This is a genomic window from Intrasporangium sp. Soil_C_50 (assembly GCF_057656595.1).
Window position 1 is genome coordinate 1,028,710 of record NZ_JBDGKB010000001.1, and the last position, 15,905, is coordinate 1,044,614.

The 15,905-nt window shown below is 73.3% G+C and carries 15 protein-coding genes; 5 read left to right on the top strand and 10 right to left on the bottom strand.

Features of this window, described 5'->3' with window-relative positions:
* Positions 1-20: 20 nt before the first annotated feature.
* From AC3A5R_RS04780 to AC3A5R_RS04790, 3 genes are all read left to right on the top strand, one after another.
* Positions 21-1,244, top strand: coding sequence for an MFS transporter (locus tag AC3A5R_RS04780; protein WP_487619583.1), 1,224 nt, complete (start codon positions 21-23; stop codon positions 1,242-1,244).
* A 48-nt stretch (positions 1,245-1,292) separates the two neighbouring features.
* Complete coding sequence (locus tag AC3A5R_RS04785; protein WP_487619584.1) at positions 1,293-1,688, top strand: hypothetical protein; 396 nt, start codon at positions 1,293-1,295, stop codon at positions 1,686-1,688.
* Between the two features lie 143 nt (positions 1,689-1,831).
* The gene (locus AC3A5R_RS04790) at positions 1,832-2,485 is read left to right on the top strand and encodes a DedA family protein (protein WP_487619585.1); all 654 of its coding nucleotides are present in this window, start codon (positions 1,832-1,834) and stop codon (positions 2,483-2,485) included.
* A 118-nt stretch (positions 2,486-2,603) separates the two neighbouring features.
* Here AC3A5R_RS04790 and AC3A5R_RS04795 read toward each other — a convergent pair whose 3' ends face one another.
* The 8 genes from AC3A5R_RS04795 to AC3A5R_RS04830 form a co-directional block, all read right to left on the bottom strand.
* The gene (locus AC3A5R_RS04795) at positions 2,604-2,726 is read right to left on the bottom strand and encodes a hypothetical protein (protein ID WP_487619586.1); all 123 of its coding nucleotides are present in this window, start codon (positions 2,724-2,726) and stop codon (positions 2,604-2,606) included.
* 261 nt (positions 2,727-2,987) lie between these two features.
* Positions 2,988-3,728, bottom strand: coding sequence for a class I SAM-dependent DNA methyltransferase (locus AC3A5R_RS04800; protein ID WP_487619587.1), 741 nt, complete (start codon positions 3,726-3,728; stop codon positions 2,988-2,990).
* Positions 3,729-3,804: 76 nt separating this feature from the next.
* A complete protein-coding gene (locus AC3A5R_RS04805; RefSeq protein ID WP_487619588.1) occupies positions 3,805-4,617 on the bottom strand; it encodes a sulfite exporter TauE/SafE family protein in 813 nt (270 codons plus the stop codon).
* A 27-nt stretch (positions 4,618-4,644) separates the two neighbouring features.
* The gene (locus AC3A5R_RS04810; protein ID WP_487619589.1) at positions 4,645-6,024 is read right to left on the bottom strand and encodes a rhodanese-like domain-containing protein; all 1,380 of its coding nucleotides are present in this window, start codon (positions 6,022-6,024) and stop codon (positions 4,645-4,647) included.
* Positions 6,025-6,470: 446 nt separating this feature from the next.
* The gene (locus AC3A5R_RS04815) at positions 6,471-8,369 is read right to left on the bottom strand and encodes a potassium transporter Kup (RefSeq protein WP_487619590.1); all 1,899 of its coding nucleotides are present in this window, start codon (positions 8,367-8,369) and stop codon (positions 6,471-6,473) included.
* Between the two features lie 72 nt (positions 8,370-8,441).
* On the bottom strand, positions 8,442-8,990 hold the full coding sequence (locus AC3A5R_RS04820) for a hypothetical protein (RefSeq protein WP_487619591.1): 549 nt from the start codon (positions 8,988-8,990) through the stop codon (positions 8,442-8,444).
* A 268-nt stretch (positions 8,991-9,258) separates the two neighbouring features.
* A complete protein-coding gene (locus AC3A5R_RS04825; RefSeq protein WP_487619592.1) occupies positions 9,259-9,426 on the bottom strand; it encodes a hypothetical protein in 168 nt (55 codons plus the stop codon).
* 189 nt (positions 9,427-9,615) lie between these two features.
* A complete protein-coding gene (locus tag AC3A5R_RS04830) occupies positions 9,616-11,259 on the bottom strand; it encodes a DEAD/DEAH box helicase (protein ID WP_487619593.1) in 1,644 nt (547 codons plus the stop codon).
* A 224-nt stretch (positions 11,260-11,483) separates the two neighbouring features.
* Here AC3A5R_RS04830 and AC3A5R_RS04835 point away from each other — a divergent pair, with 224 nt between their 5' ends.
* Positions 11,484-12,539, top strand: coding sequence for an NHL repeat-containing protein (locus AC3A5R_RS04835; protein WP_487619594.1), 1,056 nt, complete (start codon positions 11,484-11,486; stop codon positions 12,537-12,539).
* A 36-nt stretch (positions 12,540-12,575) separates the two neighbouring features.
* On the opposite strand, the gene AC3A5R_RS04840 is transcribed toward AC3A5R_RS04835, so the two are convergent.
* Entirely contained in the window at positions 12,576-13,361 is a 786-nt protein-coding gene (locus AC3A5R_RS04840; RefSeq protein ID WP_487619595.1) for a helix-turn-helix transcriptional regulator, read from the bottom strand.
* Between the two features lie 161 nt (positions 13,362-13,522).
* Here AC3A5R_RS04840 and AC3A5R_RS04845 point away from each other — a divergent pair, with 161 nt between their 5' ends.
* Positions 13,523-15,163 (top strand): Rieske 2Fe-2S domain-containing protein, encoded by a 1,641-nt coding sequence (locus AC3A5R_RS04845; protein WP_487619596.1) that lies wholly within the window; start codon positions 13,523-13,525, stop codon positions 15,161-15,163.
* On the opposite strand, the gene AC3A5R_RS04850 is transcribed toward AC3A5R_RS04845, so the two are convergent.
* Entirely contained in the window at positions 15,126-15,905 is a 780-nt protein-coding gene (locus AC3A5R_RS04850; RefSeq protein WP_487619597.1) for a sugar transferase, read from the bottom strand. The two genes, AC3A5R_RS04845 and AC3A5R_RS04850, sit on opposite strands and share 38 nt — an antisense overlap.

Consider the following 15,905-nt stretch of genomic DNA (forward strand, 5'->3'; position numbering starts at 1 on the left):
CCGCACCCCAAGGAGCCTCGATGAGCCGCACGGCTACGGAGACCTCGGCGTCCACCGCCCCCGACCTCTCCGGACAGAACCGGAACCTCGGCCTGGCCCTGCTCGCCTTCACCATCACCTTCTGGGCCTGGAACATCATCGGACCGCTCGGCGTGCGCTACACCGCGCAGCTCGGTCTCTCGAGCAGCCAGAAGGCCCTGCTCGTTGCGACGCCCGTGCTCGTCGGCGCCGTCGGGCGGATCCCGGTGGGGGCGCTGACCGACCGTTTCGGCGGGCGGCTCATGTTCCCGGTCCTCACGCTCGCGAGCGTGCCGTTCGTCCTGCTCGTCGCCGTCGCCGGCAACGCCAAGTCGTACGGGCTGCTCCTGCTCTTCGGGTTCTTCCTCGGCATCGCCGGCACGACGTTCGCCGTGGGCATCCCCTTCGTCAACGCGTGGTTCACGGCCGACCGACGCGGCTTCGCCACCGGCGTGTTCGGGGCGGGCATGGGCGGCACGGCGCTCTCGGCGTTCTTCACCCCGCGGTTCGTCACGTGGTTCGGCTACACGATGACGCACGTGATCCTCGCCGCCGCGCTCGTCGTCGTCGCGGCCATCTGCTGGTTCGGCATGCGCAACTCCCCGGCCTGGGCGCCGAACACCGACCCGGTCGTGCCGAAGCTCGCGGCCGCGGCACGCCTGCCCATCACGTGGCAGATGTCGTTCCTCTACGCCGTCGTCTTCGGCGGGTTCGTCGCCTTCTCCACCTACCTGCCGACCTACCTCAAGGACGTCTACTCCTTCGACCTCACGGCCGCCGGCACGCGCACGGCGGGCTTCGCGATCGCTGCGGTCGTCGCCCGACCCCTCGGCGGCATCCTCAGCGACCGCATCGGGCCCCGGTCGGTGCTCGGCATCTCGCTCGCCGGCACCGCCGTCATGGCCGTCGTCCTTTCCTTCCGACCCCCGCTCGAGGTGTCGGCCGGGATCTCCTTCGTCGCGATGGCCTTCTTCCTCGGGCTCGGCACCGGCGGGGTCTTCGCCTGGGTCGCCCAGGCGGCACCACCGGCGCGCGTCGGCAGTGTCACGGGCCTCGTCGGCGCGGCCGGCGGGCTCGGCGGCTACTTCCCGCCCCTCGTCCTCGGCGCGACGTACGAGAAGCTGCTGCCGGCGTACGGGGTCGGGCTCCTCCTGCTGACGCTCGTGGCGCTCGGCGCCTTCGCGTTCTCCCAGTTCGGCATCCGCGACCGGGGCCGCCACGCCTGAGTGCGCGTACCGACGCGGCTGTCGGCGCCGGCCTGTCACGCTCTGGGCATGTCCTCCTCAGCGTCCGGGTCGCCGACCGGCCCCGCCCGCGCGGTCGCGTGGGCCCTCGGGCTCGGCGTGCTCGCCACGGCAGGCCTGGCCGTGCTGGCGTGGGCGCTGCTCGTCATGCACGCCATCGGCTACGGCGGCTTCCTGGTGCTCTCACCGGAGTCGGACGTCGCTCCGCCCGACGAGCACCGGTACGCCCTGGCGCTCGCGACCGGTACGGGCATCGCCCTCGTCGGTGGCCCGCTGCTGGCGTGGTCCACCGCGCGTGGGCCCGGCCGCACGTGGGGCGCCGCCCTCGTCGGGATCGGTGCCGGGGTGCTGGCGGCGCTCGCCGGGGCGTCGGCGCTCATGCTCGTGCTCGGCCTCGACCCGGTCGCCTTCGTCCTCGGCACCTGAGGCAGCGGGACCTGAGGCAGCGGGACCTGGCTCAGGGCCTCCCAGCGGACGTCCAGACTCCTTTCCGAGACTGAAGGCACGCCACACCCTCGAGACCCGGGGCACCGATCGCCGGCGGACCACAGTGCACGAGGAGCCCAACCGTGACCCAGTTCTTCGACTCGGCCATGCAGCAGATCCTGCAGGCCCCGTTGTGGCTCGTCCTCATCATCGTCGGGCTCGTCGTCTTCGCAGAGGACGCCCTTTTCATCGGCTTCGTCATCCCGGGCGAGACCGTCGCCATCCTCGGCGGCGTGGCCGCCTCGCTCGGGCACGTGCCGTACGCGGCCGTGCTCGTCGTCGTCGTCCTCGCGGCCATCGTCGGAGACACCGTCGGCTTCGAGGTGGGGCGCCACCTCGGAGGACGCGTGGTGGCGTTGCGAGCCTTCGACCGGCACCGCGGCCGCATCGACAACGCCCAGGAGTTCCTCGGCCGGCGCGGCGGCATCGCCGTGTTCCTCGGCCGCTGGACGGCGTTCCTGCGCGCGGTCATGCCGGCGCTGGCCGGGATGTCGCGGATGCACTACCCGACGTTCCTGGCGTGGAACGCCGCCGGCGGCATCGCCTGGGGCGCGACCGTCGTGACGATCGGCTACGTGGCCGGGCGCTCGTACGCCAAGGTCGAGGCCTACCTCGGGCGGGGTGCGGCGGTCGTCGTGGCGGCGCTCGTGGTCGTCGCGGTCGTCGTGTGGCAGGTGAAGCGCCACCGTGCCGAGCGCGAGGCTCACGTGGACGACGTCGACGTCGAGACCACCTGACCCACCCCCCAATCGAAAGAGCACTCCGTCACCCTCCCCACCGATCGAGAGAGCACTCCGTCACCCTCCCCACCGATCGAGGGAGCACTCCGTCTCGTGGATGTCGCTGTCTCGATCGTCAGACGTGCTCGGTGGCGAGGCGGAGGCCGAACCCGAGCATCGCCGTGCCGGTCACGGCGTCGACCGCACGGCGGACGCGGCGTCGCTGCAGGACGCGTCGGGCACGGTCGGCCCCGACCACGACGAGCCAGGTACACCGCCGAGACCGCGGCGTGCACGAGCGCGAGCGGGACCGCCTGCAGGGCCGAGCCGCCCACGGGCAGGAACTGCGGCAGCACAGCGAGGTAGAAGGCCAGCACCTTGGGGTTGGTGATGTTCGACGTGAACCCCCGACGCCAGCCGAGCCAGGCCTGGCACGCGCCGCTGGGGCGTGGCGCGTCGGGGTCGGCGGCTGCGTAGCGACCGGCCACCGCGGGGCCCGGGCCCGACACGCCGGCGTCGCTCAGGGCTTGCGCCACACCGACACGTGGGCCTCGCTCATGGCGGTGAAGGGCGCGCCGGACCAGTCGGCCCAGCGCGACTCGAGCCCGAGCCCGGCCAGCTGCGCCATGAGGTCGCACTCCATCGGCCAGATGTAGCGGAAGTTCCCGACCCCGTGGTGCACCGTGCCGTCCGGACGCGTGCGGTCGTGGTGCGAGGCGCACTCCTGGGTGACGAGGTCGTAGGTGTCGAAGACGAGGTGGTCCTCGCCCATCACCATCCGCACCACCTCGGTGCCCGGCGTCATCCGCTGCAGCGGCGGCACCCAGAGGTCGATGACGAACCGGCCGCCAGGGCGCAGGTGGCGGGCGGCGTTGCGGAAGCACTGCACCTGCTCGGCCTGGGTGCGCAGGTTGGAGATGCTGTTCCAGACGAGGTAGACGAGCGAGAAGCCACCCGCGCCGGCGGCCACGGTGGTGGCCATGTCGCCGACGAGGACCGGGACGCGTCCGCCGGGGTCCTTGACGCGGAGACGACCCGCCATGGGTTCGGACAGCTCGATGCCGGTGACGGACACGCCCCGCGCCGCGAGCGCCAGGGCGACACGGCCGGTGCCGACGGCGAGCTCGAGCGCCGGCCCGTCGCCCGCGAGCCGTGCGAGCAGGTCGACGGTCGGACCGAGAACCTCCGGCGCGAACTGCTCGGCGGCGTCCTCGTCGTAGGTCGCCGCGGTCTGCTCGCTCCACACGTCGCTGCTCGTCATGCGGTCAGTCTCACGGGGTGGCCGCGGTGACCGCGACCGGGTTTTGTCGCGGCACCCGGGTGAGCGCTCGGTCGGGTCAGCCGACGACGCCGAGCGAGCGGACGCCGGTGTAGAGGGCGACGAGCACGAGCAGGGCGGCGAAGGCCGTGGTCAGGTGACGCGGGTCGACGCGGCCGGTGAGCCGCCCGCCGACGAGGCTTCCGGCTACGGCCGCCACGGTGAAGACGCCGATGAGGGCCCAGTCGAGGTGACCGGCGCCCGAGCCGACCCGGGCCGCGAGGGCAGTGGCGCTGTTGACGGAGATGACGAGCAGCGAGGTGCCGACCGCCACCGGCATCGGGAAGCCGAGCGCGAGGACGAGCGCGGGCACGAGGGCGAATCCCCCACCGACGCCGAAGAACCCGGTGAGCAGCCCGACCGCGGTCGCGGTGACGACCACCTTGGCGACGCGTGGGCAGGCGCACGTGAACGGGCGAAGCGTCAGCATCGGCTCGACAGTGGGGTCCAGCGCCAGGTCACGAGGCGCGTCGCGCGCGCTGCGGGCGCGGCGCAGCATGAGCGTCGCGACGAGCAGCATGAGCCCGGCGAAGGCAGTGAGCAGGGTGGTCGGGCGCACCGACGTGGACAACGCGGACCCGGCGAGGGAGCCCGCGGTGCCGAGCGCCCCGAAGAGCAGCCCCTGGCCGAACCGGACGCGTCGGGCCCGGGCGTGCGGCACGAGCGCGATGAGCGAGGTGAGCCCGACGATGACGAGGGAGCTCGTCGTGGCGGTGCGGGCGTCCTGGCCGAGCACGTAGACGAGAGCCGGGACGGTGAGGATCGAGCCGCCCCCGCCGAGCGCGCCGAGGGCGAGACCGATGGCGAGCCCGAGGGGGAGGGCGATCAGCACGACGGCATCCTGGTCCGCGAGCCCGGGTCAGGCGACGGTGGCGTGGGCGCGGTCCCAGGCGCCGTAGCCGCCGAGGATGTCGGACACGTCGGCGAAGCCCTGGGCGCGCAGCAGGCTCGCACCCACCGAGCTGCGCCAACCGCCCGCGCAGAAGACGAGGACCGGACGCGTCGGGTCCAGCTCGTCTGAACGGCGGGCGAGCTCGGCCAGTGGGATGTGCCGGGCGCCGGGCAACGTGCCGGCCTCGACCTCGCCGGCGTTGCGGATGTCGACGACCTGGACGTCCTCACGCTCACGGGCGGCGTCGACCTCGGCCACCGCCAGACGGCTGGCCCGGACGACCTCGCTCTCGTGCGCCACCAGGTAGCTCTCGGGGTCGGCCACGTAGCCCAGCACGTGGTCGTAGCCGATGCGGGCGAACCGCGTCGCGACCTCCTGCTCCTGCCCGTCGGGGGCGATGACGACGATCTCGTCGTCGGGGGCGAAGACCATACCCACGGTCTCGGCCATCCGGCCGTCGACCGGCACGTTGACCGACCCCCGCAGGTGGCCGGCGGCGAAGTCCTGCACGTCGCGGGCGTCGTGCACCCGAGCGCCGCGCGCCAGGGCCGCCTCGACCGCGTCGACCGCGAGAGCCGGCACGGCGGCGTCGACGTCCCGCACGTCGCGCGACTGCTTGTTCAGCGTCGCGTTGTAGACGAAGTAGGCCGGGGCCGTGGGCTGCCCGGCGGTGACGACCTCGAGGAACTGCTCCTCGGTCATCGGCTGGCAGGCGTAGTTGAAGGCCCGCTGCTCCCCGATCGTCGACTGCCGCTCGGTCGACAGGTTCTTGCCGCACGCCGAGCCGGCGCCATGGGCCGGGAACACGCGGACGGCGTCGGGCAGGCCCATGAGCCTGCGCTGGACCGAGTCGTAGAGCATCCGGCCGAGGTCCTCGGCGGTGACCCCGACCGAGGCGAGCAGGTCGGGACGGCCGACGTCGCCGATGAAGAGGGCGTCACCGGTCAGGACGCCGTAGGCGACCTCGTCGGCGGCGCGCTCGAAGACGAGCACCGAGATCGACTCGGGCGTGTGACCCGGGGTGGCCATGACCTCGAGCGTGACCTCGCCGAGGGAGATCCGCTCGCCGTCGGCCAGGTGACGCACCGGGAAGTCGGTGGCCGCGGCCTCGCCGTAGCCGATCCAGGCGCCGGTGGCGCGCGCCAGCTCGAGGTGCCCCGAGACGAAGTCGGCGTGGAAGTGGGTGTTGAGGACCCCGACGATCGTCAGCCCCTGCGCCTCCGCGTCGGCGAGGTACTCGGCGACGTCGCGCCGCGGGTCGACGACGACTGCCTGGCCGGTCGACGCGTCGCCGATCAGGTAGGACGCCTGCGACAGGCAGTCGAGGTAGTACTGGGTGAAGATCATGGGTTCCTCCGGGTGGGCGTCATCTCTGCCACCGATGCTAACCCATACCCCCATGGGTATGTTCCCGACGGCTTCAGGGCCCGCCCCCGGGGCGTGCGACACAGCCTCGAATACGGGTGGCGGCGGCCTCGAGCACCCGCGACGAGGTCGTGCAGCCACCCGTCCAGGCGCGCCAGCTCGGTGCCCGAGGAGAACAGCGGCTCCCGACCCGGCGGGGGCAGGAAGCCCACGGCGTCCATGACGAGCCAGTACGCGCACGGCTCCTCGGGCGCAAGCGGCCGGTACGCGTCGAGGAGGGCCCGCGCCGGGCGCCGCACGGTAGCGGCTGCTCGGTGCACCGCTCGCGATGACGACCACCAACCGCCCCCGGCGCGTGCGGCGAGCACGGGGCCGAAACGGCGCCGCGAGTCGTGGTCGTCATCGTGGACGCCGGTGCCGCGGGCGCCTCAGAACGTGACGGTCGCGCCCATCGAGACGGTGCGGTCCTCCGGCAGGTTGAAGTAGCCGGTCGGCGAGGCCGCGTTGTGGGCCAGGGCGAGGAAGAGCCGCTTGCGCCATGCAGGCATCGTCGGTGCGGGGCCACGGCTCACCGAGATCCGCGACACGAAGTAGTACGCGGTGTCGGGGTCGACCTCGACGACGCCCTGGTCGCGGGCCAGCGCGAGGGCCCGCGGCACGTCCTGCTCCTCCTGGAACCCGAACCGCAGCGTCAGGTGGGTGATCGCGTCGTAGGGGTCGCCGAGGTGGTCGAGCACGACGCGTTCGTCGTCCGGCACGAACGGCACGTTCTCCGACGACGTGCTGACGATGAGGACGAGCTCGTGGATGACGTGGTTGAAGGTCGCGTTCTCGCGCAGGGCCAGCGGCGTCGACTCCTTGCCCGGGTGCAGGAACACCGCAGTGCCGGGCACCTTGGAGACCGGGTCGGTGTGCAGCCAGTCGATGAACGGCTCGAGCGGGCCCTCCATGTCGGTGCGCCGGTCGGTGACGAGCAGGCGCCCGCGCTGCCACGTCAGCATCACGGTCGCGACGAGCGTGGCGATGACGAGGGGCAGCCAGCCGCCGTGGAAGATCTTCGTCAGGTTGGCGGCGAAGTACGTCAGCTCGAGGGCCGCGAGCGGGATCCCGAGCAGCAGCAGGCGGCGACGGTCCCAGCCCCAGGCGGCCTCGGCATGGATGAGGAAGAGCGTCGTGGTGATGAGGAAGGTGCCGGTGACGGCGAGGCCGTAGGCGGTGGCCAGCCGCTCGGAGGACTGGAAGAGCAGCAGCAGCGCGATGACGCCGGCGAAGAGCGTCCAGTTGACCGCCGGCACGTAGATCTGGCCACGCTCGCGGTGCGAGGTCTGCCGCACCGTCAGCCGGGGCAGGTAGCCGAGGCGCTCGGCCTGCCGCGACACCGAGAACGCCCCGGAGATGACCGCCTGGGAGGCGATGATGGTCGCGACGGTCGACAGCACCACGAGCGGTAGGCCCAGGGCGTCGGGGGCCAGGTGGAAGAACGGGCTCGCGGCCGTGGCCGGGTCGCGCAGGATCAGGGCGCCCTGCCCGAGGTAGTTCAGCGTCAGAGCCGGGAAGACGACGAAGAACCACGCGCGCCGGATCGGCGCCCGGCCGAAGTGGCCCATGTCGGCGTAGAGCGCCTCGGCGCCGGTGATCGACAGCACGACGGCGCCCATGGCGATGAAGGCGACGCCGGGGTGCTCGACGACGAAGAGCACGGCGTAGTGCGGCGACAGCCCCGTGATGATCGCCGGGTCGCGCACCACCTGGGCACCCCCGAGGACCGCGAGGACGACGAACCACAGCGCCATGACCGGCCCGAAGAACCGTCCGACGATCTCGGTGCCGAAGCGCTGGCCGGCGAAGAGCAGCGTGATGATCACCGCACCGATCGGCACGACGAGGTGCTCGACGCCGGGTGTCGACACCGAGAGGCCCTCGATCGCCGACATGACCGAGATGGCCGGGGTGATGACGCTGTCGCCGTAGAAGAGCGACGCGCCGAGGACGCCGAGCAGCATGACGAGGCCGTACCGCCTGCCGCCCGGGCGTACAGCGGTCCGCGCCAGCGCGGCCAGGGCCATGACGCCGCCCTCGCCGTCGTTGTCGGCGCGCAGGATGAACACCACGTACTTGACCGAGACGACGAGCGTCACCGACCAGAAGACGAGCGAGATCACCCCGTAGACGTCGCCCGGTGTCGTGGCCACCGTGTTGTGGTCGACGGAGAAGACGGTCTGCAGCGCGTAGAGCGGCGAGGTGCCGATGTCGCCGAAGACGACGCCGAGAGCGCCGAGCGCCAGGGCGGCGAGTCCGCCACGGGAACGTTCAGAGGTGTGCGCCACGAGCGTCCATCCTTCCACCGGGTCCCGGGAGGGGACCGGGGTGTGTGCGGGCCGGCGCGTCGCGCCGCCTGGCTACCGCCCGTTCTGGGCCTCGGCGAGCGCAACGACATCGGGCCACGTCCACTTCGGACGGCCCGCCGCACCGAGGGCGAAGAGCCGGTCGCCGGAGGTCCAGCAGAGCAGCAGGGTGGTGCCGGCGGCTGGGTGTCCGGAGGTGTGCTGCTCGTGCGCCCAGACGGCGTCCGCCCCGGCCACCGCGGGCGGTTCGACGTCGACCTCGGAGTCGAGGCGCACCTGGCTGCGCAGGTTGGCCAGGAGCGCCGTGGGGATCGCGGCCAGGGCCGCACCGGCGTCGTCCGGGCTCGCGGTGGGGACGCGCTGGAGCCAGAGGGTGCGGTCCTCGGACTGGTACGAGCGCCAGGCGGTGATGCTGCCGGCTGCCGCCGCCCGCTGCGCCCACGGCTCGGTGGGCTTCTGTCGGCCGGTGCGCCACGTGCGCTCGTCGAGCGTGGCCCAGCCCGGGCCGGGCAGCGCCGCGGCGTCGAGGAGGGAGGACAACGCGTCCTTCCCACCGGGCTTCGAGCCGAGCTGGCTCAGGACGAACCGCAGTCGCGAGGGCACGGGCTCAGCGTGCCACGCGTGCGGGCGCCTGCGGGCAGGCGCGCCAGCCAGTCCTGGACGCCCCCACGCGCTGCACGGCCGGGTGGTGGAGGAAGGCGCGGTGTGGGTGCACCCGGCCGATGACGACGACATGCGCGAGGAGGCCCTGCCGCGCCCGCGCCAATGCGGCGTCGAGCTCGACGAAGGGCCCCGTCCGTCGTGCCTTCCACGCGACCTGGCGCGACGGCCTACGGGCCGCCGACGACGGGATGCGTCGGACCCCAGCGCCTCAGGTGTGTCGCATGAAGCGGTAGAAGAACCCGCTGAAGACGAGGACGATGCCGACGTTGACCGCCAGGCGCTCCCAGAAGTGGTTGCGGAAGAACAGCACGTCGACCGTCACGACGACGACCACGAGCGCCAGCACATAGAGCGCCACGGCAGCGGAACGTCCCACCCTCCCAGTGGAACCCCGACCGACGCCTCAGGGCAAGCACCCGGCCGACGCCCGGCGGACCCGCGACCCCGGGCCGAGTGGCCGGAACGAACCGACGAAACGGCGCCCAGGCGTCGAACCCGGGGTTCGATCCGGCCACTCGACCCGTCGGCAGGGTCGAGTGGCCCGGTCGGCCGGGATCAGGTCGTGTCAGCGGGAGCGGCGCGACCCGGCCCGGGTGCCGGCCGAGAACGCCGCGGCGCTGCCGCCGCTGCTCGTCGAGTAGACGGTCGTCGAGCCGCCGCGACGGCCCGAGCCGCCCTGACCACCCTGGCCGCCCTGACGCTTCTGGCCTTGGGCCCCCTGGCCGCCCGAGCGGCGACCGCCGGTCCGGGACTCGGGGCGCGCGTCGGGCCGCGACTCGGACGAGGCCGCGCCCGAACGACCCCGACCACGGCCACCGGAGCGCCCTGCGCCGCGGGCGCCACCCGTGGCTGCACCGTCGGCTGCCTGGGCGCCGCCATGGCCACGGCCACGGCCACGACCCCGGCCACGACCCGAGGTCTCCCCCGAGCCAGCGGCCGCCCGGGCGACCGGAGCCTCGCGGACCAGGGCGCCCGCGAAGGAGCGCTCACCCGGGGCGAGCTCCTCGAGCAGCGGGTGACCCGGCGCGACGCGCGTCGTCGTCGGCTTGATGCCGGCCTTGCGGGTCAGGTCGCGCACGTCGCGGACCTGGTCGTCGAGCATCATCGTGACGACCGTGCCGGCGTTGCCCGCCCGGGCGGTGCGACCGGAACGGTGCAGGTACGCCTTGTGCTCGACCGGCGGGTCGGCGTGGATGACGAGGGCCACGTCGTCGACGTGGATACCGCGCGCCGCGATGTCGGTGGCGACGAGCGTCTGCGCCCGGCCGGTGTGGAAGTCGTCCATGTTGCGGGTTCGCGCGCCCTGGCTCAGGTTGCCGTGCAGCTCGACGGCCGGAACTCCCGACGCGTTCAGCTGCTTGGCGAGCTTCTTGGCGCGGTGCTTGGTCCGCGTGAAGACGACCTTGCGACCGGGGGCCGCGGCGAGGTCGAGGATGACCGGCAGGTGCGCACCGTTGTCGACGTGCAGCACGTGGTGGCTCATCGTCGACACCGGCGACTGGGCCGAGTCGGCCTGGTGCGTCACCGGGTTCGAGAGGAAACGCTTGACCAGCACGTTGATCGCGCCGTCCAGCGTGGCCGAGAAGAGCAGGCGCTGGCTGTCGCGCGGGGTCTTCTCCATGATCCGGCGCACACCGGGGAGGAAGCCGAGGTCGGCCATGTGGTCGGCCTCGTCGAGGACCGTGATCTCGACCGCGTCGAGGAACACGTGGCCCTGCTGCATGAGGTCCTCGAGGCGGCCGGGGCAGGCCACCACGACGTCGACGCCCTTGCGCAGGCCCTGGACCTGCGGGTTCTGGCCGACGCCACCGAAGACGGTCTGCGAGCTCAGTCCCAGGGGGCGGGCCAGCGGCGCCATGGCCGCCTCGATCTGGGTCGCGAGCTCACGCGTCGGGGCGAGGACGAGCGCCCGCGGTCGACGCGGCTGCGGTCGGGCGCCGGACTGCGACAGGCGCGTCAGCAGGGGCAGCAGGAAGGCGTAGGTCTTGCCCGAGCCGGTGCGGCCGCGGCCGAGCACGTCGCGCCCGGCGACGGAGTCGGGCAGCGTCGCCGCCTGGATCGGGGTCGGGGTGGTGATGCCGAGGTCCTCGAGGACCGCGACGAGCGAGGTGGGCACGCCGAGGGCGGCAAAGGTCGTGTCAGTGGACACAGCGGGGTACTCCAAAAAGTGGATGTGGTCGTTCTGCCCGGCGCGAGGGGCCTCGGTCATCGAGGGGTCGCGGCGCAAGAGCGAATCGACGGGGCCGGCGCGGGGCGCCAGGCGCAGAAGAGGCGACCCGAGGCAGAACTGGGCGGGTCGCTGTCAGCCAGTCTACCGGCTGCGCGCGAGTGCCTCGACCGCGCCCTCCCCACAATCCCCCGCGCCGCCTCCGGCCCCGACCACTCCAAGCCTGCTCACGGGCCCGGCACAGGCGCGCCGCCTAGCCTCGGTCCGTGCGCGGACGCGTCGGCCTCCCGCGGGTGTCACGGGCCGTGGCCACGGCCGTGGCCGCTGCCGTGGCGTGCACCGGTCTCGCCTCCTGCAGCGGAGCCACACCGCAGCACCCGACCGGCGCGTCCGCCACCTCCACTGCGGGCGCCCCGACGGGGACCTCGACGGGCACCTCCATGGGCACCTCCATGGGCACCTCGACGGTCCCCACCGGCCCGAGCGTGGCGGCGGCGACGCCGTCGGGAACGTCCGGCCGCTCCCCGACGCCTGCGGCCGGCGCCCCACGCAGGTACCGCACGAGCGTCGTGCACCACGGCACCGACCACCCCGACGACCTGGCGCTCGACCCCTCCGGCGCCCTGCTGTACAGCGACTACACCAACGGCACCATCACGCGTCTGGCCGCCGACGGGTCGACGCGCGTCGTGCACCGCGGCCTCGACGGCCCCGAGGGCCTGGTCCAGCTCGCCGACGGCACCCTCGTGGTCGCCGAGGAGAACACCAACCGCGTGCTTGCCTACGCGCCCGGGCAGCAGTCGCCACACGTCCTCGCCACGCTTCCCGGGCGTCCGGTCAAGGCGACCTGCCGTGGTGGCGTCGACGGGATTGCCTGGGACGCAGGGACGCTCACCCTCATCGTCCCTGACCCAGTCACCGGGACGATCTATCGCCTTGCGCCCCGAGGCGGCTCACTGACTCCCCTCGCCCGTGGCTTCGTGCATCCCGTCGGTGCCGTCGTCGACTCCCACGGTGCCGTGTACGTCGCGGACGAGTGCGGCGGGGACGTCTGGCGCCTGGGGCCGGGTGGGAGCCGCACCCGATTCGCCCGTGCGAGCATGCCCGACGACCTGGCGTTCGACGGCGCCGGCGACCTGCTCGTCACCGACGTGCGTCACGTCGTCCACGACGTACGGCGATGGCCGGCCGCCGGCGGGGCGCCGACCGTGCTGGCCCGTTCCGGCCTCGTCGAGCCGCAGGGCCTGCTGGTCACCCCGACGGGCGACGTCTACGTCTCCGACGACCAGGCCGACGTCATCCTGCGGCTCTCCCCCGCCTGACGCCTGCGGCAGCGACCGGCCGACGGGCCCGGGGCCTCAGCGCCTGGTGCCCGGGTCCGGACGCCGGCGACCGGGCGCCTCGCGGTCGCTGCCGCCACGCAGCACGAGGGCCGCCTCGGTCCGGGACGCGACGCCGAGGCCGTGCAGCAGGGCCGCCACCTCGGCGGCGACGGTCCGCACCGACACCCCGAGCTCACGGGCGATGGCGGCGTCCTTGGCGCCCAGCACCATCCGTCTGGCGACGAGACACTGCCTCGCCGTGAACGGCGCCGCCACACCGTCCGGGACGCCCGCGCGGGACAGCGGCCGGGCGATGTCCCAGATCTCGCGGACCAGCGTCAGGAGGTCAGCGCGGGTCGTCAACCAGGCGGTCGGGTACCCGTCGTCGTTGCGAGGTCCGCCCAGGACGGCCGTGACGCCGTCGATGACGATGAACTGGGCCGGCGCAGGCCCGAACCGGACGTGCGGCATCTCGGAGCGGAGCAGCGGGAAGATCTGGGCACTGCGCTCGCCCGTGATCAGGCTGAAGTCGAGCCCGCGCCGGCGGGTCCGGTCGTCGAGCTCGAGCATGCCGTTCTGCGGGTCCCAGGAAATCAGCGGCTGCATGGTGAACACGCTCGACCGGGCCGTCGGCTCGAGCGCCGCGAGCCCCGCGTCGATCTGTTCGACGCCCTCGCCGAGCAGCCGGAACCCGGGCGTGGGCCGCGCCAACCGGCGGTCCAGGACGAGCTGCTCGACCCGGCCGCGCAGCGTCGCAGCCGCGACACGCAGCCTCGGCTGCGCCGCGTCGGCCGCCTCGCTCGGCCGCGCCTCACCCTCCATGTCGGGCCATTCGATCCCCCCGTCCGTCGGGCCACAGCATGCCCTGTCGACCGGGAGTGCGTCACCCGGGTTCGGCGGCCTTCTCACTACTGCACCTGCTGTAGGGCGGGGTCGTCCGCGCGGCGGTGCCCCTCGGGACCGGGCGGACGCACGATCGAGGCATGAACGCGCCGGTCGTGACCTCACTGGGACACGCGGGGCTGCGCATCGACGCCCCGCACCTGACGATGCTCTGCGACCCGTGGATGTCGCCGCAGGGCGCCTTCCTCGGGTCGTGGTTCCCGTTCCCCGACAACTCGCACCTGCTGCGGCCCGACGTGCTCGACGCCGACTGGGTCGCGATCTCCCACGAGCACCTCGACCACCTCGACCTCGACCTGCTGCGGATCCTGCCCGAGCACGTGCGCATCGTCATCCCGCGCTACCCGGCGCCGGAGATGATCTCGCGCATCCGGGCCGCCGGGATCCGCAACGTCGTCATCGAGCTGGACCGCTGGGAGCGGCTCGCGCTCAACCGCCACGGCGACTGGGTGACGGTCATCCAGGAGCAGTCGCCCATGTGCCACGACTCGGCGGTCCTCGTGTACGCCGCCGGCCACGCGATCCTGCACACCAACGACGCCCGTCTCACGGTCGCGCAGCTGCGCCGGGCCGTCGAGGAGGTGGGCCGCCCGCTCGACCTCATGGGCGTGCAGATGTCCGGGGCGTCCTGGCACCCGATCTGCTACGAGTACCCGCCCGAGGTCATCGCCTCGATGAGCGCCGACAAGCGGATCGGCAAGTTCAAGTCGGTGAGCCGCCTCCTGCGCGCTGCCCCGCCGAAGATCGTCATGCCCTACGCCGGCCCACCCTGCTTCCTCGACCCCGCGCTCGCCCAGCACAACGACCGGATCGCGCCACCCGGGATCTTCCCCGACACGGGGCAGGCCGCCGCCCACCTGCGCTCGAGGCTGCGCGACCAGGCCGTCGTGCGCCTGCTGCCCGGTGACCGCATCGACGTCGGCACCGGCGTCGTGGAGCCCGACCCGCAGTGGGAGGGCTTCAGCCTCCTCGGCGACCGCGACGACGTCGCGGCCGACGGTCGGCTCCCGGACGACCTGCACGCCTACCTGGCCGCGTACGCCGAGCGGCGCGCCGGGGACGTCGCCGCCGTGTACGCGGCCTTCCCGGACCCGCCCCGGGGCAGCGGCCTCGCCCAGCGGTTCGCCGCCCACTTCGAGCAGCTCGGCGCCCTGTCCGACTACTTCCTGCACCGGATCGGGATGACGGTGCGCTTCGTCGTCGGCGGCGAGGACGGTGGCACGTGGGACGTCGAGCTCGGGCCGTCGCGGTGCAGCGTCGACCTGACCGGCAGCAGCCCCGCACCGGGCTACCGGATCACCGTCGAGGCCCGCTGGCTCGATGCCGTGCTCACCGGACGCGTCCGGTGGGAGGACCTGTTCCTGTCGCTGCGCATCTCGGCCTGGCGCGACCCGGACCGGTACAACGACTACCTCGTCGGGCTGCTCAAGCACGCCGACGCCGCGGCCCTCGACGAGGTCGAGCGCTACGAGACCGAGCGCGACCCCGAGGACACCGTGACGCTCGCCGAACGGTGCGCGGACGGCCGGCGCGACTGGGAGGTCAGCCGCTACTGCCCGCACGCCGGCGAGGACCTCGCGCACGGCGCCGTCATCCGCGACGGCGTCCTGCGCTGCCTGGCCCACAACTTCGAGTTCGACCTCGGCACCGGGGAGTGCCTCAACGCCCGCTGCGACCCGCTCGTCAGCCGCCAGGTGGGATCACCGGTGGTTGCCCCGTGACGAGGTAGCGCGCCGTCCACCCGATGACCCGCAGCGTCGCCCAGAGCGTCGGACGCCGCAGGTAGGTGAGGTCGGTCGCGACGCGCAGCGGCACGAGGTGCTCGACGTACCAGCGCTCCACGACCTCGGGGTCGGCGACCGACGCCTCCCCGACGCCCGGCACGGCGACGACGCTGACGTCGTCGCGCAGGCTGATCTGTGCCGGCCCGGTGAGCCCCGGGGTCTCGTCGAGGACCCAGGCCACCTCGGCCGGGTAGCGCGCCGCGAGGGCAGGGGTCTCCGGGCGCGGCCCGACGAGCGTCATCTGCCCGCGCAGCACGTTGACCAGCTGCGGTAGCTCGTCGAGGCTCGTCTTGCGCAGCAGCCGGCCGGGCGCGGTGACGCGCGGGTCGCCCCGACGCGTCACCTCGGGTCCGGCGGCGCCGACGCGCATCGTGCGGAACTTGTACAGCGTGAACGGCGTCCGTCCGCGCGTCAGCCGGACCTGCCGGAAGATGACGGGCCCGGGGCTCGAGAGGCGCACCGCGAGCGCCACGACGAGGAGCACGGGCGAGAGCAGGACGAGACTCGTGGCGGCGACGGCGACATCGAGCGCGCGGCGCTGCCGGGAGATGCTCCCGACGCGCGGGCGTCGTCGAGTCGCAGCGCTGCCCGCGTGAGCACCAACGCCTGACCGCACGGCGGTGCGCCCACCGGTCGCACTCGGCGGGGACGGCTCGGGCACGGCGTCACGGATCGTCAT

Bases quoted from the DNA above. Each gene is read 5' to 3' on its own strand.
- AC3A5R_RS04780 (WP_487619583.1), top strand. From the start codon at position 21: ATGAGCCGCACGGCTACGGAGACCTCGGCGTCCACCGCCCCCGACCTC.
- AC3A5R_RS04785 (WP_487619584.1), top strand. From the start codon at position 1,293: ATGTCCTCCTCAGCGTCCGGGTCGCCGACCGGCCCCGCCCGCGCGGTC.
- AC3A5R_RS04800 (WP_487619587.1), bottom strand. From the start codon at position 3,728: ATGACGAGCAGCGACGTGTGGAGCGAGCAGACCGCGGCGACCTACGAC.
- AC3A5R_RS04810 (WP_487619589.1), bottom strand. From the start codon at position 6,024: ATGATCTTCACCCAGTACTACCTCGACTGCCTGTCGCAGGCGTCCTAC.
- AC3A5R_RS04830 (WP_487619593.1), bottom strand. From the start codon at position 11,259: ATGACCGAGGCCCCTCGCGCCGGGCAGAACGACCACATCCACTTTTTG.
- AC3A5R_RS04840 (WP_487619595.1), bottom strand. From the start codon at position 13,361: ATGGAGGGTGAGGCGCGGCCGAGCGAGGCGGCCGACGCGGCGCAGCCG.
- AC3A5R_RS04845 (WP_487619596.1), top strand. From the start codon at position 13,523: ATGAACGCGCCGGTCGTGACCTCACTGGGACACGCGGGGCTGCGCATC.
- AC3A5R_RS04850 (WP_487619597.1), bottom strand. From the start codon at position 15,905: ATGACGATCCGTGACGCCGTGCCCGAGCCGTCCCCGCCGAGTGCGACC.